The 26,263-nt window shown below is 62.4% G+C and carries 22 protein-coding genes; 11 read left to right on the forward strand and 11 right to left on the reverse strand.

The window, feature by feature from the left end:
* Positions 1-59: 59 nt before the first annotated feature.
* The 5 genes from JQ629_RS04955 to JQ629_RS04975 form a co-directional block, all read right to left on the reverse strand.
* A complete protein-coding gene (locus JQ629_RS04955; protein WP_212411577.1) occupies positions 60-926 on the reverse strand; it encodes a beta-keto acid cleavage family enzyme in 867 nt (288 codons plus the stop codon).
* 121 nt (positions 927-1,047) lie between these two features.
* The gene (locus tag JQ629_RS04960; protein ID WP_212411682.1) at positions 1,048-1,866 is read right to left on the reverse strand and encodes a helix-turn-helix domain-containing protein; all 819 of its coding nucleotides are present in this window, start codon (positions 1,864-1,866) and stop codon (positions 1,048-1,050) included.
* Positions 1,867-2,046: 180 nt separating this feature from the next.
* Positions 2,047-2,703 (reverse strand): glutathione S-transferase family protein, encoded by a 657-nt coding sequence (locus JQ629_RS04965; RefSeq protein WP_212411579.1) that lies wholly within the window; start codon positions 2,701-2,703, stop codon positions 2,047-2,049.
* Positions 2,703-3,866: an acyl-CoA dehydrogenase family protein gene (locus JQ629_RS04970; protein ID WP_212411580.1), complete on the reverse strand. Its 1,164-nt coding sequence runs from the start codon at positions 3,864-3,866 to the stop codon at positions 2,703-2,705. Before JQ629_RS04970 ends, JQ629_RS04965 begins: the two co-directional genes overlap by 1 nt.
* 137 nt (positions 3,867-4,003) lie before the next feature.
* Positions 4,004-5,158, reverse strand: a complete 1,155-nt coding sequence (locus JQ629_RS04975) for an acyl-CoA dehydrogenase family protein (RefSeq protein ID WP_212411581.1) — start codon at positions 5,156-5,158, stop codon at positions 4,004-4,006.
* A 172-nt stretch (positions 5,159-5,330) separates the two neighbouring features.
* Between JQ629_RS04975 and JQ629_RS04980 the strand changes: the two genes are divergently transcribed.
* Positions 5,331-6,539, forward strand: coding sequence for an ABC transporter substrate-binding protein (locus JQ629_RS04980; protein ID WP_212411582.1), 1,209 nt, complete (start codon positions 5,331-5,333; stop codon positions 6,537-6,539).
* Between the two features lie 87 nt (positions 6,540-6,626).
* On the opposite strand, the gene JQ629_RS04985 is transcribed toward JQ629_RS04980, so the two are convergent.
* On the reverse strand, positions 6,627-7,700 hold the full coding sequence (locus tag JQ629_RS04985) for a sensor histidine kinase (RefSeq protein WP_249134825.1): 1,074 nt from the start codon (positions 7,698-7,700) through the stop codon (positions 6,627-6,629).
* A 186-nt stretch (positions 7,701-7,886) separates the two neighbouring features.
* Here JQ629_RS04985 and JQ629_RS04990 point away from each other — a divergent pair, with 186 nt between their 5' ends.
* Both JQ629_RS04990 and JQ629_RS04995 read left to right on the forward strand, forming a co-directional pair.
* Positions 7,887-8,261, forward strand: a complete 375-nt coding sequence (locus tag JQ629_RS04990) for a response regulator (protein ID WP_212411583.1) — start codon at positions 7,887-7,889, stop codon at positions 8,259-8,261.
* Positions 8,262-8,696: 435 nt separating this feature from the next.
* Positions 8,697-10,247, forward strand: coding sequence for an acyl-CoA synthetase (locus JQ629_RS04995; RefSeq protein WP_212411584.1), 1,551 nt, complete (start codon positions 8,697-8,699; stop codon positions 10,245-10,247).
* A 119-nt stretch (positions 10,248-10,366) separates the two neighbouring features.
* On the opposite strand, the gene JQ629_RS05000 is transcribed toward JQ629_RS04995, so the two are convergent.
* Positions 10,367-10,576, reverse strand: coding sequence for a cold-shock protein (locus JQ629_RS05000; protein WP_192735591.1), 210 nt, complete (start codon positions 10,574-10,576; stop codon positions 10,367-10,369).
* A 175-nt stretch (positions 10,577-10,751) separates the two neighbouring features.
* The gene (locus tag JQ629_RS05005; RefSeq protein WP_212411585.1) at positions 10,752-11,516 is read right to left on the reverse strand and encodes a helix-turn-helix domain-containing protein; all 765 of its coding nucleotides are present in this window, start codon (positions 11,514-11,516) and stop codon (positions 10,752-10,754) included.
* Positions 11,517-11,761: 245 nt separating this feature from the next.
* On the opposite strand from JQ629_RS05005, the gene JQ629_RS05010 reads away from it, so the two are divergent.
* The 3 genes from JQ629_RS05010 to JQ629_RS05020 all read left to right on the forward strand — a co-directional run bounded on the left by JQ629_RS05010 (position 11,762) and on the right by JQ629_RS05020 (position 17,179).
* Positions 11,762-13,975, forward strand: a complete 2,214-nt coding sequence (locus tag JQ629_RS05010) for a marine proteobacterial sortase target protein (RefSeq protein WP_249134835.1) — start codon at positions 11,762-11,764, stop codon at positions 13,973-13,975.
* Positions 13,976-14,190: 215 nt separating this feature from the next.
* Positions 14,191-14,757: a class GN sortase gene (locus tag JQ629_RS05015; RefSeq protein ID WP_212411588.1), complete on the forward strand. Its 567-nt coding sequence runs from the start codon at positions 14,191-14,193 to the stop codon at positions 14,755-14,757.
* 199 nt (positions 14,758-14,956) lie between these two features.
* Positions 14,957-17,179, forward strand: coding sequence for an acetate--CoA ligase family protein (locus JQ629_RS05020; protein ID WP_212411590.1), 2,223 nt, complete (start codon positions 14,957-14,959; stop codon positions 17,177-17,179).
* Between the two features lie 98 nt (positions 17,180-17,277).
* Here the strand turns inward: JQ629_RS05020 and JQ629_RS05025 are convergent, their stop codons facing one another.
* Positions 17,278-18,039, reverse strand: coding sequence for a S1 family peptidase (locus tag JQ629_RS05025; protein WP_212411593.1), 762 nt, complete (start codon positions 18,037-18,039; stop codon positions 17,278-17,280).
* A gap of 114 nt (positions 18,040-18,153) precedes the next feature.
* Between JQ629_RS05025 and JQ629_RS05030 the strand changes: the two genes are divergently transcribed.
* From JQ629_RS05030 to recQ, 4 genes are all read left to right on the forward strand, one after another.
* Positions 18,154-18,786, forward strand: coding sequence for an HAD-IA family hydrolase (locus JQ629_RS05030; RefSeq protein ID WP_212411595.1), 633 nt, complete (start codon positions 18,154-18,156; stop codon positions 18,784-18,786).
* Positions 18,787-18,894: 108 nt separating this feature from the next.
* The gene (locus tag JQ629_RS05035) at positions 18,895-19,845 is read left to right on the forward strand and encodes an AAA family ATPase (protein ID WP_212269384.1); all 951 of its coding nucleotides are present in this window, start codon (positions 18,895-18,897) and stop codon (positions 19,843-19,845) included.
* A gap of 5 nt (positions 19,846-19,850) precedes the next feature.
* Positions 19,851-21,224 carry a vWA domain-containing protein gene (locus tag JQ629_RS05040; RefSeq protein ID WP_212411597.1) on the forward strand — a complete coding sequence of 458 codons (1,374 nt, stop codon included), beginning with the start codon at positions 19,851-19,853 and terminating at the stop codon, positions 21,222-21,224.
* Positions 21,225-21,306: 82 nt separating this feature from the next.
* Positions 21,307-23,169 carry a DNA helicase RecQ gene (gene recQ / locus JQ629_RS05045; RefSeq protein ID WP_212411599.1) on the forward strand — a complete coding sequence of 621 codons (1,863 nt, stop codon included), beginning with the start codon at positions 21,307-21,309 and terminating at the stop codon, positions 23,167-23,169.
* 10 nt (positions 23,170-23,179) lie between these two features.
* Here recQ and JQ629_RS05050 read toward each other — a convergent pair whose 3' ends face one another.
* The gene (locus JQ629_RS05050) at positions 23,180-24,193 is read right to left on the reverse strand and encodes a 1-aminocyclopropane-1-carboxylate deaminase (RefSeq protein ID WP_212269381.1); all 1,014 of its coding nucleotides are present in this window, start codon (positions 24,191-24,193) and stop codon (positions 23,180-23,182) included.
* Between the two features lie 160 nt (positions 24,194-24,353).
* Between JQ629_RS05050 and JQ629_RS05055 the strand changes: the two genes are divergently transcribed.
* Positions 24,354-24,818, forward strand: coding sequence for an Lrp/AsnC family transcriptional regulator (locus tag JQ629_RS05055; RefSeq protein WP_212411684.1), 465 nt, complete (start codon positions 24,354-24,356; stop codon positions 24,816-24,818).
* A 12-nt stretch (positions 24,819-24,830) separates the two neighbouring features.
* Here the strand turns inward: JQ629_RS05055 and JQ629_RS05060 are convergent, their stop codons facing one another.
* Positions 24,831-26,096 (reverse strand): S1C family serine protease, encoded by a 1,266-nt coding sequence (locus tag JQ629_RS05060; protein ID WP_212411601.1) that lies wholly within the window; start codon positions 26,094-26,096, stop codon positions 24,831-24,833.
* Positions 26,097-26,263 lie beyond the last annotated feature (167 nt).

A 26,263-nucleotide genomic window follows, 5' to 3' on the forward strand; every position in this document is an offset into this window, starting at 1 on the left:
GCAATCCATACTTTCTTTGACGCGCTATGGATTGCTTCGCTTCGCTCGCAATGACGGCACTAATGCCTCGTCCCAAATATCTGCCTTGCCTCGGCGGGGCTGGCGATCTCTCTGCCAGCACGGCGGGCGCAGGCGGCGATGGCTTCGATCAATTGGCCATTGGAGGTCACCTTGGTGCCGTCGGCGAGATAGAACGTATCTTCCAGACCAGTGCGCAAGTGACCGCCGAGGTCGGCGCAGCGCTGGTGCAGCGGCCAGATTTCGGCGCGGCCGATCGCGGTGACCTGCCAGTGCGCTTCGGGCAATTTGAGCTTGAGCAGGATCGGCAGCAGATCCGGATCCGCCGGCATGCCGGATGCAACGCCCATCACGAAATTATACTCCAGCGGCCCTGAATACATGCCAGTCTGCCGGTACATGCCGACGCAGCGCACGATGCCGACATCAAAACATTCGAACTCCGGAATCGTGCCCGCCACCTTCATCACGTCGAGATAATCCTGCACCTTCTCGACCGCGTTATCGAACATCATCGGCGGCCAGGCCCAGGTGTTGTCGGATTTCACCTTGAGGTAATTCAGCGAGCCGGCATTGCAGGCCGCGATTTCGGGTTTTGTCTCGCGCACGCAATCGAGCGCGCCGCTATAATTGGGACCCGAGGTGCCGGTGGTGTGGTTGATGATGACGCCGGGGCAGGCCTCGCGCACCGCCTGCTGAATCTCTTTGCTGACGCTGACTTCCCAGGACGGCAGATGGCCCTTGCCCGGTTCCTGCTGGCGCAGATGGATATGCATGATGCTGGCGCCGGCGTTGAAGGCGGCCTTGGCCTCGCGCGCCATCTGTTCGGGCGTGACAGGTACGTTGTGCTGTTTCGGGTCGGTCAGCACGCCGTTCAGCGCGCAGGTAATGACGGCCTTGTCGCTCATGAATCAGCCTTTGGATCAGCCTTCGGAAATGGGCGGAAATCGCCCTTGTTTTGCGCATGATCTTTTCGAAAAACCGCTTCACACTTTTCCGGATCATGCGCTGGCGATCATGCGGCCCGCATCAGCCCGCTTCTTGCGTCCACCCGCTATTGGCGCCGCCGGTGCGATTGCTACGGTAGATTGCCAGATCGCGCGAGCCGGAAAAGATCGCGCGCGGCTTCAAGCCGTAGAAGCGGCGGATCGAGTGGCTGAAATGCGTGGAGTCGGGATAGCCGATGTCCTGCGCGAGATGCGCAAGGTTGATGTCCTGGTTGGCGAAATGTAAGAGGTGCCGTGCCCGCTTCCAGGCGCGGAACGAGCGGAACGAGATTCCGGTCTCTTCCTTGAACAAATGCAGGAAGCGCGACGGCGAGAGGCCTGCTTCCGCGGCGCAGCTTGCGGCTGTCACCGGTTCGCCGCAGAATCGTCCGATCTGCAGTATCGCGCGCGCCACACGTGGATCGAGCACGCGTTGCGGGAGAGCTTCGCCAAGGCACAGAAAGTCGAATTCGGTGCTGGAGAAATCCTCGCCCGCATGATGCTCGCGCAAGGCGAGATAGGCGGCGCGGATGCGGTCGGCAAAGGCTTTGCCTTCAGGCCCCGACAACCGCGCGGCGAGGTCCTCGAGCACGCCGGGACAAACGCTTTCCGGCTCGATCACGACGCTCAGCACCGAACGATAGTCGCTGGCGATGGTATGCCCAGTGTTCGGCAGCACAGCGAACATTTCGGCATGGCTGTTCCGGCCATCGGCTGTAAGCCGCAACCCGCCTTCGATCGCGACATAGATGTTGAACGCACCCGAGCAGCGTTCCCGCGGCCGACCGAGCAGGCCCGCGTAGAACACGCGTTCCGGAGTGATCAGCATCAGATGGCCCGATTTGCGGCCCATGTCGTCCAAGGCGTCGTCCATGGTGCATCCTCCTCGCGCGGCTCTTGGGCCACTGCGATAGGGGCAACCATAGCGGAAAATGGGGGGCTGTCACCGACAGAACCGCTGTCATTCCGGGATGGTCCGAAGGACCAGACCCGGAATCTCGAGATTCCGGGTTCGCTTCGCGCCCCGGAATGACGGGGAGCGTCAGCCCCGCACCCGCGGCGCCACGTTCTGCTCGACGCCGGCCTTTTGCTCGGCGGCCACCGCCCGCTTATAACCGTCACGCGCCTGCAACCGGGCCCAATAGGCCGCGACATTGGGCCCGAAATCCTTGGCCAGGCCGATATTTCCGGCCAGCCGCAACGCATAGCCGTTGGCGATATCGGCGGCGGTAAAGCGGTCGGCGCACAGCGTTTCCGCCGTTGCGGTGGCGGCTTCCACGGCCCGCAGCCGGCCGAGGAACCATTTGGCATAGTCCCCCGCAACCTGCGGATTGCGGCGCTCCTCGGGCTCGAGCTGGCTGTATCTCAGCACCAGCGTTTGCGGAAAGGTCAGCGTGGCGTCGGAAAAATACATCCAGTTCAGGAACGCGCCATAGGCGGGCTCGTCGGGCCCGACGATCAGCGGCGTCGGGCCGTATCTGGTGCCGATGTAGTGGCAGATGCCCGACGATTCCGTCATTTTGGTCTCGCCATCGACCATGAAGGGAATGGTGCCGAGCGGATTGATCGCGAGGTATTCCTTGGCGAACACCCGCGGCGGAAACGGCAGCATCTTGAGCTCATAGGGCAGCCCGAGCTCTTCCAGCATCCAGAGCGGACGGAACGAACGTGCCCCGTCGCAGTGATATAGCGTGATCATCAGGCGTTCCCTTTGGTTCCCGGCAGCGTGCCCATCATCTTGCACAATACCGTCAGCATCACCTCATCGGCGCCGCCGCCGATCGAGGTCAGGCGGCTGTCGCGATAGGCGCGGCTGACGTGTGTCTCGTTCATAAAACCCATGCCGCCCCAGAATTGCAAACAGGCATCGGTGAGTTCGCGGCCGAGGCGGCCAGCCTTGAGTTTTGCCATTGTCGCGAGCCGCGTGACGTCCTCGCCCGCGATCAGCGCCTCGGCGGCGCGGTAGATCAGCGCGCGAAGCAGCTCGACTTCGGTCTGCATCTCCGCGAGCTTGAAATGGACCACCTGGTTGTCGAGGATGGTCTTGCCGAACGCTTTTCGGTTGCGCGTGTATTCGATGGTCTCGGCGATAATATATTCATGCGCCTTCAGGCACGCCGCGGCGCCCCACAGCCGCTCCTCCTGGAACTGCACCATCTGATACGTAAAACCCATGCCCTCCTCGCCGATGCGATTGCGCTTCGGCACCCGGACATTGTCGAAGAAAATCTGCGCGGTGTCGGAGGAGCGCATGCCCATCTTGTCGAGTTTTCGCGCGACCTCGACGCCCTTGGTTTTCATCGGCACGCAGATCAGAGACTTGTTGCGATGCACCTGCCCGTCGCTGGTATTGGCGAGCAGGCAGATCCAGTCCGCCTTTACGCCATTGGTGATCCACATCTTGCCGCCATTGATGACGTAATCATCGCCATCTGAGCGGGCATTGGTCTTGATCGAGGCGACGTCGGAGCCGGCGCCCGGCTCCGACACGCCGATGCAGGCCACCGCATCGCCCGCGATCGCGGGCGCCAGAAATTCGCGGCGCACTTCATCGGAGCCGAACCGCGCCAGCGCCGGGGTGGCCATGTCAGTCTGCACCCCGATCGCCATCGGCACGCCGCCGCAATGGATGGCGCCGAGTTCTTCGGCCATCATCAGCGCGTAACTGTAATCGAGCCCCTGCCCGCCGAATTCGACGGGCTTGTTGAGGCCGAGAAAGCCGAGATCGCCGAGCTTCTTGAACAGCGCGTGCGAGGGAAACTGTTCCGCCTTCTCCCATTCGTCGACGAACGGGTTGATCTCGGCGGCGATGAACTTTTGCAAGGCCCGGCGTGGTTCGTCGTGGTCGGTGGTAAAAAGCATGATTCAGTCTATCCTCGTCGTCATTCCGGGATGCGCCCACTTGGGCGCAGGCCCGGAATCCATAACCACGATCGTGAGTATGGATTCCGGGCTCGTGCTTCGCACGCCCCGGAATGACGCAAAATTGGTGGACATCCTCACAGCCCCATCTGCCTGCTTGCCAGATCCTTCATGATCTCCTCCGTCCCGCCGCCGATCGCGTTGACCTTTACCTCGCGGTAGATGCGCTCGACCTTGATGCCGCGCATGAAGCCGGCGCCGCCGAAAATCTGCACGGCTTCGCTGGCGCAGAACGCCATGGTCTGCGTGGCCTGGTTCTTCATCATGCAGATTTCGGCAACCGGGCTTTCGCCCTGGCCAAGCCGCCATGCCAGCATCTCCAGCATCGCCTGCGAGGCCGCGACCTTCTGCGCCATGTCGACCAGCTTGTGACGGATCACCTGGTGCTGCGCGATCGGTTTACCAAAGGTCTGGCGCTCCTTGGCGTAAGCGATCGCGTCCTCGACGCAGACGCGCGCGTAAGCCGTGCAGCTCGCCGCCATGCCCATCCGCTCGCTGTTGAAATTGTGCATGATCAGCTTGAAGCCCTGGCCTTCCTCGCCGAGCAGGTTTTCGACCGGAACACGGCATTCGTCGAAATGCAGCGTTGCGGTATCCGACGCCCACCAGCCCATCTTCTTGAGTTTGGTGCGCGAAAGCCCCGGCGTATCGCCCTCGATCAGGAGCAGGCTGACGCCGCCGGCGCCCTCGCCGCCGGTGCGCACGGCGACCGTGAGATAATCGGCGCGCATGCCCGAGGTGATGAATGTCTTCTCGCCGCTGACGACATAATGATCGCCGTCACGGCGCGCCTTGGTGCGGAGATTGGCGACATCGGAGCCGCCGCTCGGTTCGGTGATCGCCAATGCAGATATCTTCTGGCCCGACAGCACCTCGGGGAGCACCCGCGCCTTGATCTCGGGGCGGGCGGCGCGCGCGATCGGCGGCGAGCCGATGGTGTGGCTCATCAGGCTGGAGCTGACACCGCCGGCGCCGGCACGCGCGAGTTCCTGCGAGGCCACGATTTTCATGAACTGGTCGGCAGCGACGCCGCCATATTCCTCGGGGAAACCGAGCCCCAGCAAGCCGATCTCGGCGGCCTTGGCGTACAGCGCGCGCGGAAACTCGCCGGCTTCGTCCCATTCATGGGCATAGGGCTCGATCTCGCGCGTCACAAAGCGCCGCATCACGTCGCGAAACGCTTCGTGATCCGCGTTGTAAAACGGGCTGTTCGCCTTTGTCCGCTCCAGCATGCTGTCCTCCCGACGGAATCACGATGCCCTGAATCGGCCGGCCTAAACTTGCGTTGAGCGGCTGACGGGCCCCTCGCCAGCAACTCAACGCAAGACCGGTTCCCCGGCCATGCCCTAACCTTCTGCAAAAAAGCAATAACACAAAATCGGCAAAACGCCGGGGAGATGAAGCATGATCCGATGGAGCCAATCTGTCCCGGCCATTTTCCTCGCGCTGTCCCTCGCCGCTTCGTCAGCTGCCTTCGCGCAACAGCCCGGCATCACGCCTACCGAAATAAAGTTCGGCAACATCATGCCGTATAGCGGCCCGGCCTCGGCGCTCAGCGTCGTCGGCAAGGCCTTTGCCGGCTATTTCGACTTGATCAACGAAAAGGGCGGCGTCAACGGACGCAAGCTAAACATGGTCTCGCTTGACGACGGCTTCTCGCCGCCGAAGACGGTCGAGGCGACGCGGCGGCTTGTCGAAAGCGACAACGTCGCCTTCATGTTCGGCACCATGGGCACCGCGCCGAGCTCGGCGACCGCGAAATACCTCAACAGCGCCAAGGTGCCGCATCTGTTCCTGATCTCGTCCGCGTCGAAGTGGAACGATCCGGTCAACCAGCCCTGGCTGATGGCGCTGCCCTGGGCGCCGAATTATGTCGAGGAAGCCGGCATCGACGTGCGCTATGCGCGCGCCAAAAATCCCAATGCACGCTTTGCGATCCTTTACCAGAACGACGACGCCGGGAAGGATTACCTGCGCGGCGTGAAAGAGGCGCTTGGGGCCGACGCCGACAAGGCGATCGCGCTGGCATCGAGCTTCGAAGTCGCCGATCCCAGTGTGGATTCGCAGATCCTGACGCTCGCCAATACCAAGGCCGACGTTTTCCTGATCTACAGCGTGACGCCGCGTGCCTGCGCGCAGGCGATCCGCAAGGCCTATGAGACCGGCTGGCGGCCGATGCGCTTCATCTCCTCGGGCTGCGCCAACAAGGAAACCGTGATGGTGCCGGCGGGCTTAGAGGCCGCGAGCGGCATCATGTCGATCGGATCGCTGAAGCCCTATTCGGCCGACTCCAAAGATCCTGACCTGGTCGCCTACCGCGAATTCATGAAGGCGCGGGTACCGAACGTCGATCCGGCGAATTTCGCCGCCGGCTATGGCTACATGGTCGCCCAGGCGCTGGTGGTGGTGCTGGAGCAGTGCAAGAACGATCTGAGCCGCGAGAACATCATGGCGCAGGCCGCCAACCTCAGGGATGTGCAACTCCCGCTGCTGATGCCGGGCGTCAAGCTCAACACCTCACCGAAAGACTATCGGCCCATCAAGGACGGCTACATGGTCGAGTTTCGCGACGGCCAGTTCAACGTGATCAGCGAACTGCTGCGGGGTTCGTGAGTTCGAGACGCGGACCAAATGTGCGGCGACCCGAACGGCGACAGCCGTCAGATCTCCTGGAGGGTAACGGGCCGGGGCCGAACGCCTCTACCTTGTCAGGCGGTCTTTGATCATGTGAAGCGTGACGATGACGCCCTCCGCACTCCAATCGCACGAAATCGAGCCGCCAAGCTGGATCGTCATGCTGCGATTGAGCAGCTTGCTTCCATACCCGCTTTCACCAGTCGGCGCCGCGACCGGCGGGCCACCGCGCTCCGTCCATACGACGACCACTTCCGTATCGTGGGTGGCGCAGGATATATCCAGCGTACCGGTCGGGGAGGATAACGCGCCATACTTGAGTGAATTGGTGGCTAGTTCATGGATAACGAGCGCTAGCGTTGTAGCTGCTTGCTCGCCGACGCCCATGCGGGGAACTGAGACGCGGACGCGACCGCTAAATGCTCCCAGATCATCATAAGGCGCCAGCAGTACTGTCAAAAGGTCCCCCAAGAGCGCAGCTTTTCCACCCTGCCCCGGAAGCGGACGGACAAGATCATGGGCGCGGCCTAGCGCCGCCAGCCGAAGCGTAAGTTCCTTCGCCATGTCGGCAGTCGTCTTGGCGGACCGCGAGGTGATGGCTGTGAGACCGGATGCAATCGCTAACAGGTTCTTCACCCGGTGGCTCATTTCGCCTGCCAGCAACTCATGGCCTTCCTCGGCTTGCTTGCGTCCCGTCACGTCGATGAAAATTCCGTGCATGATGCGACCAACAATGCCCGCATCATTTCCCTGGCCGCGGGCCGAAACCCACCTGACCTCCTCGCCAACCATGATGCGGAAATCAATTTCATACGGACCGATGATCGCACGCGTGGCGGCAAACGCAGCTTTTACGCGATCGCGGTCGGCCGGATGAATATGTGACGACAGATCATCGAACGACACGTATTCATTCAACGGCACGCCCCAAAGATCGAACGCTCGCTCATCCATCGTAAATCGATTGGTGTCGACGTTCCACGACCAGAGCGCGACCCCCGCCGCCGAAATAGCCAGACGCAGCTGTTCCGCATCCCAAACTGGCGGGCCCGCCTTCTCTGCCGGGTCTGCGGAAAGCTTCGGGACAGGCACCGATTCTGCGACGCCAACACCTTGCGCTTCCATGTTTTTGCTCAGCATTGGTGAACCTTATCTGGCGCAGTCGATTAGATCAGCAACAACGCCAGGCAGAAACATGCCGTCAGAAACCTTGGATGGAGACCTGCGAATTGCAGCTATGGATACCAACTCCATGGGCCCTGAAAGGTTCAAGTCGGTTCCAAGGGCTTGCGACGCCAATACTCAGTTAGTTGAAGAGATTGACCGATGATTTCAGTAGCGAAACGAGCGGTCATCCTTGTTGTTGAAGATGACGTGTTGATCCGGATGGACGCGGCTGAAATGATTGCGGCAGGCGAGTTCGATGTGATCGAAGCAGCGAATGCGGATGAAGCCATTGATATTCTCGAAACCCGGTTAGACATCACGGTCGTCTTTACCGACATTCAAATGCCCGGCAGCATGGACGGTCTAAGACTGGCTGCCGCGGTCAGGGATCGCTGGCCTCCGATCAAGATCGTTGCCACTTCCGGCCAGGTCACAATCGGTCGTGACGATCTGCCCGACGGCGGGTGCTTTTTGCCGAAGCCCTACAGCCCTGCTCAAATCCTGAAAACACTTCGTGGATTGACGGCGCCCTGACTCGGCGCCGACGCGGAGAGAGCTAAGGGCGTCATCCCGCTTGGTTGTCCAATGCATCATGAGTCCCCGCCGGTGCCCACGTTGGCCGTGCTCTGATTTTCAGAATTCTTGGGCATTCCCTGCACCCTCTGTTTGGAGGGTTAAGGAAATTCGATAGCAAGCCTCGGTCGCTTCGCGACGCGACATCGCGAAGGTGTGTCTTCCGTGATTGCGAGCGAAGCGAAGCAATCCGTTCTTCCTTTGCGCGGCGAGATGGATTGCTTCGTCGCTACGCTCCTCGCAATGACGGTGGATGGAGCCCGTCGCCCGCCCGAATCGCCCCCACCCCAGCCACTCCACGCAAGACAACATCCCCCTATGACCGCTCATCTGCTAAACAGAATGCCATCAAGCAAAACCAGCGGCGCAAGAACCGCGCGACGTCAGGAGGAAACCTTGCCCGTCCGCTATTATGACTGGATCGCCCATTTCGGCCGCCGGACGCCGGATAAAATCGCGGCGATCGACCTCGCCAGCCAGCGCCGGCTTTCCTATGCGGAGTTTGATGCGCGAATCTCGCTGCTCGCCAACCATCTGCGCGACAAACTCAAGATCGCGCGCGGCGACCGGGTCGCGGTGCTGGCGCTGAACACGACCGATACGCTGGAGGTGCAGTTCGCCTGCTTCCGGATCGGCGCCGTGTTCCTGCCGCTCAACACCCGCCTCACCGTTCCCGAGCTGCAGTTCATTGTCGGCGATGCCTCGCCAAAAGTCATGATCCACGACACCGATCTTGCCGAGGTCGCGCTGTCGGTCGCCAAACTCTGCAACGTTTCATCGGCACTGCTGCTCGGTCCTGGTGGCTCCTATGAGGCGGCGATCGCGGCGTCAAAACCACTCGATCGCGCGGAGATGGTCACGCTCGATGACATCTCGACCATCATGTACACCTCGGGCACCACGGGCCAGCCGAAGGGTGCGATCATCACCCACGGCATGACGTTCTGGAATTGCGTCAATCTCGGCGGTCCCGCGTACATCTCGCCGTCGTCGGTGCTGCTCACGGTGCTGCCGCTGTTCCACACCGGCGGGCTGAATTGCTACACCAATCCTGTGCTGCACGCCGGCGGCACCGTGCTGATCATGCGCGCGTTCGATCCTGCGCTCGCGCTGCAATTGATCAGCGATCCCTCCCAAGGCATCAACCAGTTCTTCGGCGTACCTGCGATCTACCAGTTCATGTCGCAGCATCCGTCGTTTGCTGCAGCCGATTTCAGCCGGCTCGTGATCGGCGGTGTCGGCGGCGCGCCGATGCCGGTGCCGCTGTTGAAAATATGGGAAGCCCGCGGCGTCGCCCTGCAGCAGGGTTACGGCATGACCGAGACCAGGCCCGCGGTGCTGACGCTCGACAAGGAGGATGCCGCGCGCAAGGCCGGCTCCTCCGGCAAGCCGGTGCTGCATACGGAAGTCCGGATCGTTCGTCCTGATGGGTCGGACGCCGATGTCGGCGAGCTCGGTGAACTCTGGGTCAAGGGACCGAACGTCACGCCGGGCTACTGGAACAGGCCGGACGCCAACCAATCATCCTTCACCGACGGCTGGCTGCATACCGGCGACGCCACGCGCGTCGACGAAGAGGGTTTCTACTACATCGTCGATCGCTGGAAGGACATGTACATCTCCGGCGGCGAGAACGTCTATCCGGCCGAGGTCGAGAGCGTGCTGCATCAACTCAACGCCATTGCCGAAGCCGCCGTGATCGGCATCCCGAACGAGCAATGGGGCGAAGTCGGCATGGCGATCGTCGCGATCAAGCCGGGCCATACGCTCTCAGCCGACGAGATCCACGCGCATTGCCAGGCCAATCTGGCGCGGTTCAAATGCCCGCGGCTGATCGAGTTCGTCGAGGCCCTGCCGCGCAATGCGACGGGAAAGATTCACAAGCCGACGCTGCGAAAGAATTTCAGCGCGCTGAAGCCGACCGACAAAGAGTCGCTTGCTTCGTAGCCATGCGCGCACAAACGGAAAACGAAAAGCCCGCCGGTTCATCACCGGCGGGCTCTTGTCTCAGAGGCTGATTAAAGGATCCCAGTACATCCGTGGTAATCCGTAATCAGCAACCTTTGTTAGTCGACGCGAAGGTTCTCAGCGCTGGTCTTGCCGCGCATCGGGTCCTTCTTCGCTTCGAACGAAATCTTCTGACCTTCGTTGAGCGAGCTCAGGCCTGCGCGTTCGACAGCCGAGATGTGAACGAACACGTCCGTTCCGCCATCGTCGGGCTGAATGAAGCCAAAACCCTTGGTCGCGTTAAACCACTTAACTGTTCCGGTAGCCATGTAACTATCTCCAAGATGCGCAAATGCGCTTTGCTCACACGACCTCCGCGTGAGCTTGATCCGATTTCAACGATGTCTTGGGGATGGGCCGGTGTCGGCGTAGTCAACAAGGCAAACGACAATTCGAATAGACCGGATATAGGCGACGATTGCGGCAAATACAAGGGCGCAACAGTTAACCGGGTAAAAACATGGCAAACGGCTCGTCGATCGTCCGCCGCAGACGCTCGCGATACAGCGCATAATTGACATTATCGGACGAAATGCGCCCAAAACTCGGGTTTGCGACCATCTTGATCGGCACATAGGCGATCGGAGCAGCAATCGGCGTCAGCATGGAACCGCGCCCCGCCAGCAGCGTGGTGATGATGCCGTACATTTCACCGGATATCGCCACGCGCGCCACCGTGATCAGGCGATGCTGACCGTTCCGGTTGGTGACGAGATAGATGTGGCCGGACTGGTTCGGCACCGCGACTTCGCCGAATTGGGTGTACAGGGCATCCTGCCGCTCGCCTTCGTGGAATACGAGCGATGAGGCCGCATCGCTCCAGACAATCTCGGTGAGGTAGGCGAAGATCGCGTCCTTGTCGCCGAACGACGGCCGTATCGTGACATAAGCGCCTTCGATCCACGCCACCGCGCGGCGCGAATAGGCGCCCAACCCATCCGGCGCGATGTCGCCATTAACCGGTGCGGCCGGCGCCGGCGCGTCAGGGGTCTTGCGCAGGGCTACGCCGAGCGCCTGTTCGAGCCGCACCGTGGTCGCGAGCGTGAACGGACGGCGGCCCCCGAGCACCTTCTCCAGCGTCGAAAGACTGAGTTTTGCAAGCTCGGCCAGCGACTGGCGGGAGATGCGGCGGCGGGCGATCTCTTCCCGAATGGTATCGGCGATCTGCCGGCTTTGTTCGGCGGAAAGCTGCTTGTCCGGCGTCGGCATCGTCACCCCTGTTCGGCCTGTTTGGGCAGTCTACCAGACGCACAATCCATCACAAACCCGCACAAAGCCGCTCCTGCCGTGGCGCACGGCGCTGGCGTCGGGCTGAACAATGCCGATCATTCCGCTCGCGCCAGTCAGCGCGTTACCGGAGATTCCTTCCCACGACGAACACGTCGCACGGAGTGAAGGAAATGACGATTTGCGGTGAAATCCAGCCCGACAGGCGATCGCGCCTGTCGCGCAAAATGCGCGTAATACTGTTCTTCGCCTTTGAAGGCGCCGCCGCACTCCTGATCGGATTTGCGGCCTTATTTTTGAGTTTGCCGGCCTGGTCCGCCGAGCGCACGCAGACCGCCTTCCTGAAGCCGGGCGACGCCCGCTCCGGTTCGCTGCTGCTGAAGACCGAGGACGGCTACGCCGATGCCTCGCGGCTTGGCATCGATGTCGACATCACCGTGTCCGGCCCCACCGTCCGCGCCCGTGTCACGCAGGTTTTCCGCAACCCGACACAAGACTGGGTCGAGGCGGTTTACGTCTATCCGCTGCCATCCGGCGGCGCCGTCGATACGCTGAAGATGGTGGTCGGCGACCGCGTCATCGTCGGGGACATCAAGGAGCGGCAACAGGCCCGCATCATCTATGAGCAGGCGGCACGCAACGGACAGAAGGCCGCGCTGACCGAACAGCAGCGGCCGAACATCTTCACCAACTCGGTCGCCAATATCGGCCCCGGCGAAACCGTGCTGGTGCAGATCGAGTATCAGGAGCAGGTCGCACAGAGCGGCAATGAATTCTCGCTGCGGCTGCCGATGGTGATCGGGCCGCGCTATAATCCCGCACCTGTCGTGCAGAGCGTCGACTTCCGGCCCGGCGGCGGCTGGGGCGCCAACAAATCCGATCCTGTTCCGGACCGCGACCGCATCTCTCCGCACGTGCTCGACCCCGCGACCAACGCGCCGGTCAATCCGACCAGCATCACGGTGCGGCTGCAGGCCGGCTTCCCGCTCGGCGAGATCAAGAGCCATCATCACACCATCAAGACCGAAAGCCCCGACGGCAGCACGCGCATCATCAAACTCGTCGAAGGCGCGGTGCCGGCGGATCGCGATTTCGAGCTGACCTGGAAGCCTGCCGCGGAGAAAGCGCCATCGGTCGGCCTGTTCCGCGAACATGTCGGCGGCAATGATTATCTGCTCGCCTTCGTGACACCGCCTTCGGTCGAGCAGAACGACAAGAAGCCTCTGCCGCGCGAGGTGATCTTCGTGATCGACAATTCCGGCTCGATGGGCGGCGTCTCGATCATCCAGGCCAAGGCCAGCCTCACTTACGCGCTCGGCCGCCTGCAGCCCACCGACCGCTTCAACGTGATCCGCTTCGATCACACCATGGAGATGCTGTTCCCGGCCTCGGTGCCGGCTGACCGCGAGCGTGTCGGTCAGGCCACTTCGTTCGTCGGCGCGCTGCAAGCCAATGGCGGCACCGAAATGGTGCCGGCGATGCGCGCCGCACTCAGCGACACGACCCCCGGCGGCGATACCAACTATGTCCGTCAGGTGGTGTTCCTGACCGACGGCGCGATCGGCAATGAGCAGCAATTGTTCGAGACCATCAACGCGCTGCGCGGCCGCTCGCGCATCTTCATGGTTGGAATCGGCTCCGCGCCAAACACCCATCTGATGACGCGTGCCGCCGAACTCGGCCGCGGCGCCTTCACCCATATCGGCTCGGTGGAGCAGGTCGAGGAGCGCATGCGCGGGCTGTTTTCCAAGCTGGAGAATCCCGCGGTGACCAATCTCACCGCCAAATTCTCCGACGCCACCGCCGACATCACGCCATCGGCGATCCCGGACCTCTACCGCGATGAGCCGCTGATCCTCGCCGCCAGGCTCGACAAGCTCGCCGGCTCGGTCGAGATCAAGGGCCGGATCGGCGACCGTCCGTGGGTGGTGACGCTTCCGCTGGCGAATGCGGCCGAGGGCAAGGGCCTGTCGAAACTATGGGCGCGGCGCAAGATTGCCGATGCCGAGGTTGCGCGCACCACGCGGCAGGAGAGCCCGGAGGATGCCGACAAGACCATCCTCGCGCTCGCACTCGATCATCAACTGGTGACACGGCTGACCAGTCTCGTCGCGGTCGACAAGACACCGAGCCGTCCCGAAGGCGAACCGCTGAAGGTCTCGGAACTACCGATCAACCTGCCGGCCGGTTGGGATTTCGCAAAGGTGTTCGGTGAACGCCCGCTTCTGCCGGTCGCGCCGACGGAACGTCGCGCCGAGGCCGGCGAGGCCAGGGCTCAGGTTGCGGCATTGAAACGCGCGGCCCCCGCCGTCACCGCAGCGCCAGTCCAACTCCCGAAGACGGCGACCGACGCCGAGCTGAAAATGATCCTGGGTGTGATCTTCCTCATATTCAGTCTTGTCCTGTTCGCGTTCAATCGGCGCCAGGCGTTGATCCCCTGACGCCCCCTTGACGGAGGAGGCCCCCCAAGCTCCTCCCGAATGCGCGCGCGGCCCTCCGTCCCCCAGGGTCGCGCGCGCGACTTTTTTCCAAAACAAGCATCGTCGTTCCGGGGCGATGCGAAGCATCGAACCCGGAACCTCGAGATTCCGGGTCTGGTCCTTCGGACCATCCCGGAATGACGGAGGACTTCTCTTCTACAGAATGAAGAATCCAAATGCGCCGCATCCTCCCTCTCCTGCTCGCCGTCACCGGCCTCATCCTGTTCGGCCAGGGCGGCTACATCCACGCCAAGGCGTTGTTCGCGCAAATCCTGCTCGAGCGCGCCTTCACCGAAACCATCGCCACCGGCCGCGAGACAAAACCGTGGTCATGGGCGGATACCTGGCCGGTGGCCCGCATCGAGGTGAGGCGGATCCGTGCCAGCACCATCGCGCTGGCCGGCAGCAGCGGCCAGGCGCTCGCGTTTGGGCCGGGTCATCTCGAGAACACGCCCGATGCGGGCGAACGCGGTGTGGCCGTCTACTCTGCGCACCGAGATACGCACTTCCGCTTCCTGCAAAATGTCGCCATCGGAGACGAGATCGACGTCACGCGCCGCGACGGCAAGAAATTCCGATATCGCGCGGATTCGACCTCGATCGTTCGTTTCGACGCTTCGGGCATCGATCCGTTGCGCGACGGATATGGACTGGTGCTGTCGACCTGCTGGCCGTTCGAGGCGTTGACGCCGGGGCCGGATCGCTATCTCCTGCACGCCACCATGATCGGGCCTGTTCCCTGAGTTCATCCGCCCGTCAATCCCGCGGCGACGATGAATACTCCGCCTGCCGGGATATCGTGCGCTGCGCGAAGGGCGCTATCGGGTCAACGCGTGTTGCCACCCTCCTCAAGTCTCAATAAAAAGAATGAAAACGCATGGCCGAAGCGATCGCACGAGATCGCCGTTTGCCAAAGGAAACAACAAGGTAAGGGCACACTCCATGGAAGCTCGGGTAGTCAACGCGTCGCATTCGGCCGAAACCTGGTCGCCCTCGACCGACGCCAGCGACATCGTCAAGAGCATCCATGCGATGCTGCACCCGCGCAACATCGTGCTGGTCGGCGCGACCGACAAGCCCGGAAACTACGCCGAGCGCATCTGGAACAATCTGGTCAAGTACCAATACAAGGGCAACCTGTTCCCTGTTAACGCCAAGCGCGAAACGATCTGGGGCGTGCCCTGCTACAAGGATTTCGCCAGCCTGCCGGAGAAACCCGACCACGTGCTGGTGCTGGTGCCGGCCCGTTTCGCGGTGCAGGTGATCCGCGACGCCGCAACCGCCGGCGCCCGCTCCGCCACCATCGTCACCTCGGGTTTCAGCGAGTTGCAGGACGCCGAAAGCCAGCGGCTGGCGGTCGAATTGAAAGAGGCGGTGCGTGAAACCGGCCTTGCCGTCACCGGCCCAAATTGCCTCGGCAATCTGAGCGCGGGCGAAAACCTGTTCACCAATATCGATGACCGCATCGTGACCATGGAAGCCGGTCCCGTCGCGATCGCCGGGCAATCCGGCGCGATCGTGATGGCGATCCGCCAGGCGCTGGAAGATCGCGGCGTCGGCGTCGGCTACATGGTCACGACCGGCAACGAGACCGGGCTGGAGACGCCGGACCTGATGGCGTATTTCGCGGCCGATCCTTCGATCCGCGTGATCGTCGTCTATCTCGAAGGGGTACGAAACACCAAGGTGTTCCGCGAGGCCTGCAAGGCCGCGCGCGCCGCCGGCAAGCCGGTGATCGCGCTCAAGCTCGGCGCCTCCGAGGGCGGCCGTGCGGCTGCGATGGCGCATACCGGCGCGCTTGCCGGCTCGATCCAAACCTTCGACGCGATCTCGACCCGCGAAGGCGTGATCCGCGTTCGCGGCCTCGACGAACTGATCGAGACCACCGAATGTTTCGTGCATGCCGAACCGCCAAAGAGCAATCGCCTCGCCGCGGTGTCGCTGTCGGGCGGCAAGCGCGGCCTGCTGATCGACGCGTTCGATTCAGCCGGGCTCAACTTCGCGCCGCTGAGCGCGGACGCGACCGAGAAACTCGCAAAGATGCTCGGACCGGGCAGCATCGTCGGCAATCCGCTCGACGCCGGATTTGCCGCCGTGGTCGATCCCTCCGTCTACATGCAGTCGATCAAGATCATGATCGACGATCCCGACACCGATATCGTGATCATCGACGCCGAACTGCCGAAGGCGCCGCATGAACTGCGCGAGCGCAATCTGCGCATCGTCAACGACATGGCGGGCGCCGCCAGCAAGCCCGTGGTCTACATCAGCGCGATGTCGATCGGCTTTACCGAGTTCACCAAGGGCCTGCGCAAGTCGCTGCCGAACATCGCGGTCATGCAGGGCCTTGACCGCGCGGTGGGCGCGATCAAGTCGCTGATCGAATATGCGAGCTTGCGCAAAGTGGTACCGGAGATCGCGTCGAGTTCGAAGGCTTCCGCCCGGGCGGTGCTGGAGAAGACGCTAAAGAGCGCCAACGGCGCCGCGGCGCTCGACGAAGTCGCCTCGAAAAAACTGCTGAAGGCCTACGGCATTCCGGTCTCAAAGGAAGAAATCGCGCAGACCGCGGCGGACGCGGTGAAGATCGCCAAGAAGATCGGCTTCCCCGTGGTCGCCAAGGTGGTCAGCGCCGAGATCCTGCACAAGTCGGACATCGGCGGTGTGGTCCTGAACATCAACAATGCCGCCGAGGTGAAGAAGGCGTTCAACGACATCACCGCGCGGGTCAGGAAGCTGAAGAACAAGCCGAAGCTCGAAGGCATTCTGATCGCGCAGCAGGTCAAGTCGGACCTCGAACTCGTGGTCGGCGCCTCGCTCGATGCGGAGATGGGCCCTGTGGTGCTGTTCGGCACCGGCGGCGTCGATATCGAACTGATGAAGGACGTCGCGCTTGCCGGCGCGCCGCTCGATGCCGACGAGGCGAAGCAGCTGATCGGCAAGACCAAGGCCGGCGTCAAGATGAAAGGCTATCGCGGCAAGCCCGCGTTGCACGAAGCTTCCGCGGTGAAGGCGCTGGTCGGGCTATCCAATCTGATGGCGGACGCGGGAACCCGCATTGCGTCGATCGACGTCAATCCGTTCCTGATCAACAGCAAAGTCGGCGTCGCCGTCGACGGCCTGATCGTGCTCAACAACGCCGCCGCCAACAAGGCGGCGGGGCATTAGTCACTTGTCATGCGCGGGCTTGACCCGCGCATCCATCTAAAAATGATTCATGCAAAGAATGATGGATTGCCGGGTCAAGCCCGGCAATGACGGCCGGATCACAACCCCGCGCCCCATTGCCGCGCAGTCTGCACCAGCCAGTCGCGGTAGAGCGTCAGCGGCGTGACGCCGGTGAGCCCGCCGCAACCGGCCGAGCTATTGGGTCCCGTCGACCAGCTCACGACACCGATGATGGCCGGACCTGATGGCTGGTCCTCGAACACCGGACCGCCAGAGTCTCCCGTGCAGGCGCCGAGCCCGTCGCGCGTGCCCTGGCTCACGGGATCAACCAGCCGAATCTGCAGCGTCCCCGGCTTGCCGGTTGCGACCAATCCGGCGGCGCGAATGGTGCCGCCGCTCTTGCCATCGCCACGCATCGTGACGCCAATGCCGGCGATCGTAAAACGGCTGCCGACAAGAATTGGAATATTGGGCATGCCGAGCGTCGATGGCGTCTTGCCTTTGACGGGTGAACCCAATTGCAGCAGCGCCACATCGGCCGTCGCCCTATGCGCCAGCATCGCCTGCATCTTGAAGCCGGGATGAATGGCGACGCTCTTGACGTCCTGCAACGACGGCTGCTTGTCAGCGCCATATTCGACGATCTTGTAATCGGCACCGGGCTGCACGCAGTGTGCCGCGGTCAGCACGATTTTGGGCGCGATCACCGCGCCGGTGCAGAAATTGCCGCGGGAACCGACAATGGTGACGACCGAACGACCGACGCCGTCGGCGGATGGCGCGCCACCTCCCACGATGGCGTAAGCGGGCGCGACCACTAGCAGCGCAAGACTGGCAATTATTCGAGCGAGCACTTTCATGGCCGCATGCAATACCCCGCCCAACCGACATCGCCAAGCCGCGGATCGGACTGGCCCCGAAGGGCATTCCGTGTTAGCCGCTCCCCCGTCGCGTATTGATATGGCGGGGAAATAATGGTCGAGGCGGTGATCTGGGATTTCGGCGGGGTGCTGACCACTTCGCCGTTCGAGGCATTCTCGCGGTTCGAGACCGAACGCGGGTTGCCCGCCGACATCATCCGGCGCACCAACGCCGCCAATCATCTGGAAAACGCCTGGGCGAAATTCGAGCGCGCCGAAGTCGACATCGAAGCCTTCGATGCGCTGTTCGCCACGGAATCGACGGCGCTGGGCGCCGAGGTCCGCGGCAGGGATGTGTTGCCTCTGCTCTCGGGCGATCTGCGCCCCGAAATGGTCGAGGCGCTCAAACGCGTGAAGGCCAAATTCAAGACCGGCTGCATCACCAACAATCTTCCGGCCAACGCGATCGGGAGCCGCAGCGGCCGGTCGCTCTATGTCGCCGAGGTCATGGTGCTGTTCGATCATGTCATCGAGTCCGCCAAGATCGGCCTGCGCAAGCCCGACCCGCGCATCTACCAGATGATGATCGATACGCTGCAGGTCGATCCCAAAAACTGCGTCTATCTCGACGATCTCGGCGTCAACCTGAAGCCGGCGCGGCAGATGGGCATGACCACGATCAAGGTGCTCAATGCGGCGCAGGCGATCACGGAGCTGGAGGCCGCGACCGGGCTCACATTGCGCTAGGCGGAATTAGCCGAATTTGCCGCCGCCGTATGACCAAACGAGGCTTGTTCTTTGCCGGGAACGCAGGCAGAACACTCTGAAATCCCGTGAATTTCGGAGTTGAAACCCGTGGCTGAAAAAGGGCCGACCGCCTCGATCGAGGCAGTGGAAAGCGGCCTCGCCGCGCAGGGCTATATTGCGAGCCGGCAGATCGCGACCGCGGTCTATCTATCGCAACAAATAGAAAAACCCATCCTGGTCGAAGGTCCCGCCGGCGTCGGCAAGACCGAGCTTGCGAAGGCAATCGCGGCGTGGCGCGGTCTGAAGATGATCCGCCTGCAATGCTACGAGGGCCTGGACGAAGCCAAGGCGCTCTATGAGTGGAAATACGCCAAGCAGCTTCTGTACACGCAGATCCTGAAGGACAAGCTCGGTGAAGTGCTCGGCGGCGCCGAAACGCTGCATGACGCGCTGGCGCAATTGCATGATTTCGGCGACGTGTTCTTCTCCAAGGAATTCGTCGAACCGCGGCCGCTGCTGCAGGCGCTGGAACAGCCGGCCGGCTGCGTGCTCTTGATCGACGAAATCGACAAATCGGATGCTGAGTTCGAATCGCTGCTGCTGGAAATCCTCAGCGACTTCCAGGTCACGATTCCGGAACTTGGCACTGTTACCGCGGTCGCCGCGCCGACCGTGATCCTGACCTCGAACAGCGAACGCGATCTCGGCGACGCGCTGAAGCGGCGCTGCCTCCATTTGCACATCGGCTTCCCCGAACAGAAGCTGGAGGAGCGCATCGTCGAAAGCCGGGTGCCCGGCATCTCGCAGACGCTGCGCAAGCAGATGGTCGGCTTCATCCACGAGGTTCGCTCGCTCGACCTGAAGAAACTGCCGTCGGTGAGCGAGACGATCGATTGGGCACGGGTGCTGGTGCTGCTGCAGGCGCCCGAACTCGGCAGCGAGATCGTCAAGGATACGCTCAACGTGCTGCTGAAGTACGAGGCGGATATCGAGGCCACACTGCCCCAGGTATCCACCTTCATCGCCAAGACATCGCGGCAGAGCGTCGTCTTCGGATAAAGCGGATGAGAGAAAACCTGCATCGCTTCTTTCGTGCGGCGCGGGGCGCAGGCGTCAGGCTCTCGCCGGCCGAAAGCATCGATGCGATGCGCGCGGTTTCCAAGGTCGGCTTCAGCGACCGCACCGTGCTGCGCGACACGTTCCTGCTGACACTCGCGAAAACCCAAGACGAGAAGAAGGCGCTCGGCGACTGTTTTGATCTGTTCTTCGATCAGCCCGAACCGTCGCAGCCGCCCGAAGACAGCGAGACGGACAAATCGGACACGCCGGAGTCCGGTGCGGCATCCGATACGCCAGGCGACGCCGACGGCGGCGACCAGGCGCAGGATCTCGGCCAGCTCGCGCAGATGCTGCTGTCGCAGGACCGCAACGCGATGGCGGCTGCCATCGCCAACGCTTCGAATGCCGCATATCTGTCCGACATCCGCTACTTCACGCAGCGCGGCATCTTCTCGGGCCGCATTCTCGACCAGATGGGCATCCAGCGCCTGCGCGACGACCTCGACGCGCTGACGGCGACCAACCCCGCACTCGCGGAACGGCTGCAGGCAGCACTCGACGGCTTGCGCGACACCGTGCGCGAGACCGTCTCGCAGGCGCTGATGCTGTACGGCCGCGAGGAAGCCGAGAACCTGCGCAACGAGATTTTGCGCAACGCGCCGCTGTCCCGGATCGAGCCGCGTCAGGTCGAGCAGATGCGGCTTCTGATCCGCCAGATCGCTCGCCGCCTGCGCGAGCGTTACAGCAAGCCGCGCAAGCGCCAGCGTCGCGGCCATCTCGACGTGCGCCGGACCATCCGGCGCAACGCCGCCTGGGGCGGCGTGCCGTTCCTCACCGCATGGAAACGACGCCACCGCGACAAGCCAAAAATCATCGCACTCTGCGACGTCTCGGGTTCGGTGGCGCGGGTGTCCGATTTCTTCCTGCTGCTGATCCACAGCCTGCACGAAGTGGTCTCGGACGTCCGCTCGTTCGCCTTTTCCGGACACCTGATCGAGGTCAGCGACATCCTGGAATCCAAATCGCCGGAAGAGGCGATGGCCGAGATCATGTCCAAGGTCGGCTTCGGTTCATCGGATTACGGCAATTCCTTTGCCGATTTCGAGCATGAATGGATGAACGCTATCACGCCGCAGACCACGGTGATCATCCTCGGCGACGCCCGCAGCAACAATCTCGATCCTCGCGCGGATATCCTTCGCCGTATCGGCGAGCGATCGAAGCGGCTGGTGTGGCTTAACCCCGAAGGGCGCATGGCCTGGGGCTGGGGCGACTCGGAAATGCCGCGTTATTTGACCTTCTGCACTGTGGTGCGGCAATGTGCGACCGCGCAACAGCTGGAACGCGCGGTGTCGGATATCGTGGCGAGCTATCAGTAGTTCCACCCCAAGGCGCCTGAATCCTGTATTGTTCGTCTCGCGCACCCCGATTCCCGCCTGTTGACCCCGTTTTGAAGCCGATATGGAAGCAGCCCTTAACCGCAAGCCGGACAAAGCCCCTGACGCGCTGTCCGTGCTGAATTCCGTGTTCGGCCTGCCTGCCTTTCGGGGCGAGCAGGAAAAGATCGTCCGTCACGTCACTGATGGCGGCAACTGCCTGGTGCTGATGCCGACCGGCGGCGGCAAGTCGCTGTGTTACCAGCTGCCGTCATTGCTGCGCGAAGGCTGCGGCATTGTGGTGTCGCCGCTGATCGCATTGATGCGCGACCAGGTCGCCGGCCTGCTCGAGGCCGGCGTCAGGGCAGCGGTGCTGAATTCGACGCTGACGTATGAGGAAGCCAACGCCGTGGAACAGCGGCTGTTGGGCGGCGATCTCGACGTGCTTTATGTCGCGCCAGAGCGGCTGCTGACGCCGCGCTGCCTCGGTTTGCTTGCCCGCGCCAAGATCGCGCTGTTTGCAATCGACGAGGCGCATTGCGTATCGCAATGGGGGCACGACTTCCGCCCCGAGTATATCGGCCTATCCGTCATATCAGAGCGTTTCCCCGACGTGCCGCGTATCGCCCTGACCGCCACCGCCGATGACCTGACGCGCCAGGAGATCGCCGAGCGGCTCAAACTTACCGATGCGCCGCGCTTTGTCGCAAGCTTCGACCGCCCGAATATCCGCTATGAGATCGTCGACAAGCAGAACGCGCCCGCCCAGCTCAAGGCTTTCATCAGCGAGCGACATGCCGGCGACGCCGGCATCGTCTATTGCCTGTCGCGCGCCAAGGTCGAGGATACCGCCGCGGCATTGAACAAGGCCGGCGTGCCGGCGCTGCCGTATCACGCCGGCCTCGACGCCGGTCTGCGTTCCCGCAACCAGGATCGCTTCATCAACGAAGACGGCGTCGTGATCGTCGCCACCATCGCGTTCGGCATGGGCATCGACAAGCCCGACGTGCGCTTCGTGGCGCATCTCGACCTGCCGAAGAGCATCGAGGCGTATTATCAGGAGACCGGGCGCGCGGGCCGCGACGGCAAGCCCTCCAGCGCCTGGATGGCCTATGGCCTGTCCGATATCGTGCAGCAGCGCCGCATGATCGACGAATCCACCGGCTCGGACGCGTTCAAGCGCGTGTCGGTCGGCAAGCTCGATGCGCTGGTCGGCCTCGCCGAGACCGCGGGCTGCCGGCGCAGCCGCCTGCTCGGCTATTTCGGCGAAGCGGTCAGCGCCGGCAATTGCGGCAATTGCGACAATTGTCTTTCACCGCCACAGCTTCTCGACGGCAAGGTGATCGCGCAGAAAATATTGTCCTGCGCCTATCGCACGGGACAGCGCTTCGGCGCCATGCACCTGATTGATGTGCTGGTCGGCCGCATGACCGAGCGCGTCACGCAATTCGGCCATGACAAGATTTCCGTGTTTGGCATCGGCGCCGAACTCAACGAGAAGCAATGGCGCGCCGCGATCCGGCAAGTCGTCGCCATGGGCCACCTCCACGCCGACAGCGAAGCCTTTGGCGCGCTGAAGCTGACAGAAAGCGCGCGCGGCGTCCTGAAAGGCGAGACCGCGGTGATGCTGCGTGAGGCGCCGGAAGGCACCCGCGTTCGCGCGAGCCGTACCAAATCACGGCGCGGAGATCTGGCGCCACGGTCTACCGGAGAAGGTGCGCCCGCCGATGCCGGCCTGCAGGCCGCGCTGCGCGCCTGGCGCTCCGAGATTGCGCGCAAACGCGGCGTGCCGGCCTATGTCGTGCTGCACGATTCGACCATCGACGGCATCGCCGCCTCCCGCCCCGCGACGCTCAACCAGCTCCGCAACATCCCCGGGATCGGCGACAAGAAGCTCGAGCATTACGGCGATGAGTTGATCGCGCTGGTGAAGGACGCCGAGCGCTGAGCACTCCGCACTAGCCATTGCGGAACGTGTAGGCGTACCCGTTGATCGCGGGCGCGCCGCCGAGATGGGCGTACAGCACCTTCGATCCCTTGGGAAAATAGCCCTTGTTCACGAGATCGATCATGCCCTGCATGGATTTTCCCTCGTAGACCGGGTCGGTGATCATGCCTTCGAGTCGCGCGCAAAGCCGGATTGCTTCCTTGGTCTCTTCCGAGGGAACGCCATAGGCGGGATAGGCGTAGTCTTCGATCAGCACAACGTCGTCCTCGACGATCTCCTTGCCCAGTTCAACCAGGGAAGCCGTGTTGCGAGCGATGTCGAGCACCTGGGCCTTGGTCTGATCGGGCGTGAACGAGGCGTCGATGCCGATCACCTTGCGCGCGCGGCCGTCCTTGGCAAATCCGACCAGCATGCCGGCATGGGTCGAGCCGGTGACGGTGCAGACCACGATGTAATCAAAGGCGAAGCCGAGTTCCTTTTCCTGGGCGCGGACTTCTTCGGCGAAACCGACATAGCCGAGCCCACCATATTTGTGCACGGACGCACCGGCCGGGATCGCATATGGCTTGCCGCCCTTCGCCTTCACGTCTGCGATCGCCTCTTCCCAGCTCTGGCGAATGCCGATGTCAAAACCTTCATCCACCAGCTGGACGTCGGCGCCCATCACGCGGCTGAGCAGGATGTTGCCGACGCGGTCGTAGACGGCGTCTTCATGCGGCACCCAGCTTTCCTGCACCAGGCGGCATTTCATACCTATCTTGGCGGCGACTGCGGCGACCATGCGGGTATGATTGGATTGCACGCCGCCGATCGAAACCAGCGTATCGGCGTTGGAAGCGATCGCGTCGGGCACGATGTATTCGAGCTTGCGCAGCTTGTTGCCGCCGAACGCGAGCCCCGAATTGCAGTCCTCGCGCTTGGCGTAGAGTTCGACCTTGCCGCCGAGATGCTGCGTCAACCGCTCCAGCTTCTCGATATGGGTTGGCCCGAAGGTCAGCGGATAGCGTTCGAATTTTTCCAGCATGCGTCATCCCCGTTGATGTCTGATCTTGCGGGAACGCCTATCATCAGACGACGGAAAGGTGCTCTCTAAGTTGTTTCCGAATTTTGAGAGATTGGTTGCCAGAATCGCCACAGATGGTATTTTTCGTCCATTAATTGCCGGTTTTATGAGAGATTCTTCCGTGAGCACCCAACTGGACCGCATCGACCTCAAGATGTTGCGTTTGTTGCAGAATAACGGGCGGCTCAGCAATGCCGAGCTGGCCGAAGCGGTCGGGGTCAGCCCGGCTACCTGTCATCGCCGCACCCAGCGCCTCCTCGACGACGGATTTGTCAGCGCGGTCCGCGCCATGGTGGCGCCGCGCAAGGTCGGCAAGGGCGCGCTGGTCATGGTTGGCGTCGTGCTGGACCGCTCCACGCCGGAAAGTTTTGCGTCGTTCGAGCGGGCGATCGCGAAACTGAAGTTCGTTCTCGACTGCCACCTGGTGGCCGGCGATTTCGATTACTTTCTCAAGATCCGCGTCGGGGACATGGAAGATTTCAACCGCATCCATGGCGAGCAGCTGATCGCGCTGCCCGGCGTGCGCCAGACGCGAACCTTTTTCGTCATGAAGGAAGTCGTCGACAACGCGCCGCTTGATTTTTGAAAGCGCGCGGGATCACTCGCTTGATTTTTTCGCGCTCGCGCTCTGTTCGGTCGCCGTGCAGGAAATCAGCAGCGTGAACGCCCTTGCGTTGCGCGCGATGTCGGACGTCTTCAGCTCGGCCTTTGCCTCGACGGCGGTTTGGTAGGGCACGACGCTGTTGTCCAGAAAGTCCCGCAGCGCGCCAGTCTTGATCGCGAAATTGATGTTCTCGGGGATGTTGCCGGTGGCCCTGGCAACTTTCAACGCATTGAGTTTTGCCGCCACCATCCCGGCGATCGTGCCGCTGGTGTCCAGCAGCGGCCCGCCGCTGTTGCCGGGCTGAACCGCCGCGCTGATCTGCAGGAAGCGGGTATCGTTCATGATGCCGCTCAGGGAACTTACAATCCCGGTGGTGACCGTGAAATCGGAGGACAACAGGCCGTGGAACGGATAGCCGATGGCAACGACGGTGTCGCCCGAATGGATCGCCTTGCCCCGAATTGTCGCCACTTCCTTGAAGGCGCTCGGCGCCTGCAGCAGTGCGAGATCGTTGGTTTCGTCGCTCGAAACGAGACGCAGCTTGAGCGGAGCCTCGCCGGTCAAATTTCCGAGGATGTCGCCAACGCAGCCATTGATCACGTGCTGATTGGTGACAACGTGCCCGGAGGCGCTGACGACGAAGCCGGTACCCGTTTGGTTGACAGACCTGCCCTTCGGCGGCGCTGCGTTCGGTTGTGCCGGCCCGGCCGCCGCGACTTGCTTCGGGGCGACCGCGAACTCGCCGGCGGCAGCAACGCCGCCTTTCTTGACGGTAGCCACGCAATTGGCGAGCGCGGGCAACAATTGCGCGGTCTGATCGAGCTTGAACTGGAAAAGCTGCCCTTGCGTAAAGGCCGTCATCGTCTTGGCCTTGCGGAATTGCGCAATGAGCGCCGAGTTATCCGGCATCGGCACCTGGAGCAGTTTGCCGGAGAGCGGAACGCCATGGACATTGAACGGCGTCTGACCATCAAACGTCAGGACAATCGGAAATGCCTGTCCGTTCGCAAACGCCCATCCATCGTGGGCAAACCCCAGACTCCATCCCGCTTTATTGTCGATCGTGACGGCAAAATAGATGCCGCTGGCGTATTGCGCCCCCGCAGCGCAATGCGTGAAAGCGCCGCTCTGGTCGTGGGTATAGGCTCCGCCCTTCCAGTTACCGACATTGATCGTGCCATAGGGGCCGCGGGCATCCGAGGTTGAAAGCGTCGCAATCAGGCAGAACGCGGCAACAATTGCTTTGATTGCAAATTTCATTTCAATCCACTCAAATGAGCGTCCATCATAAGAGGCGTTGAAATCAAACCGCAAGCACCAGCGCCGCGTCACCGCGACCGGCGCGCGAAGTGAAGCCCAAAGCCCCGCAAGTTCCTATTTTGTTCTTTCAACTCCCGCGTGTCAATCCGGAAATTGGCCGCCTACAA

Source organism: Bradyrhizobium sp. AUGA SZCCT0222 (assembly GCF_018130205.1).
In the GTDB taxonomy this organism is placed as follows: Bacteria; Pseudomonadota; Alphaproteobacteria; order Rhizobiales; family Xanthobacteraceae; genus Bradyrhizobium.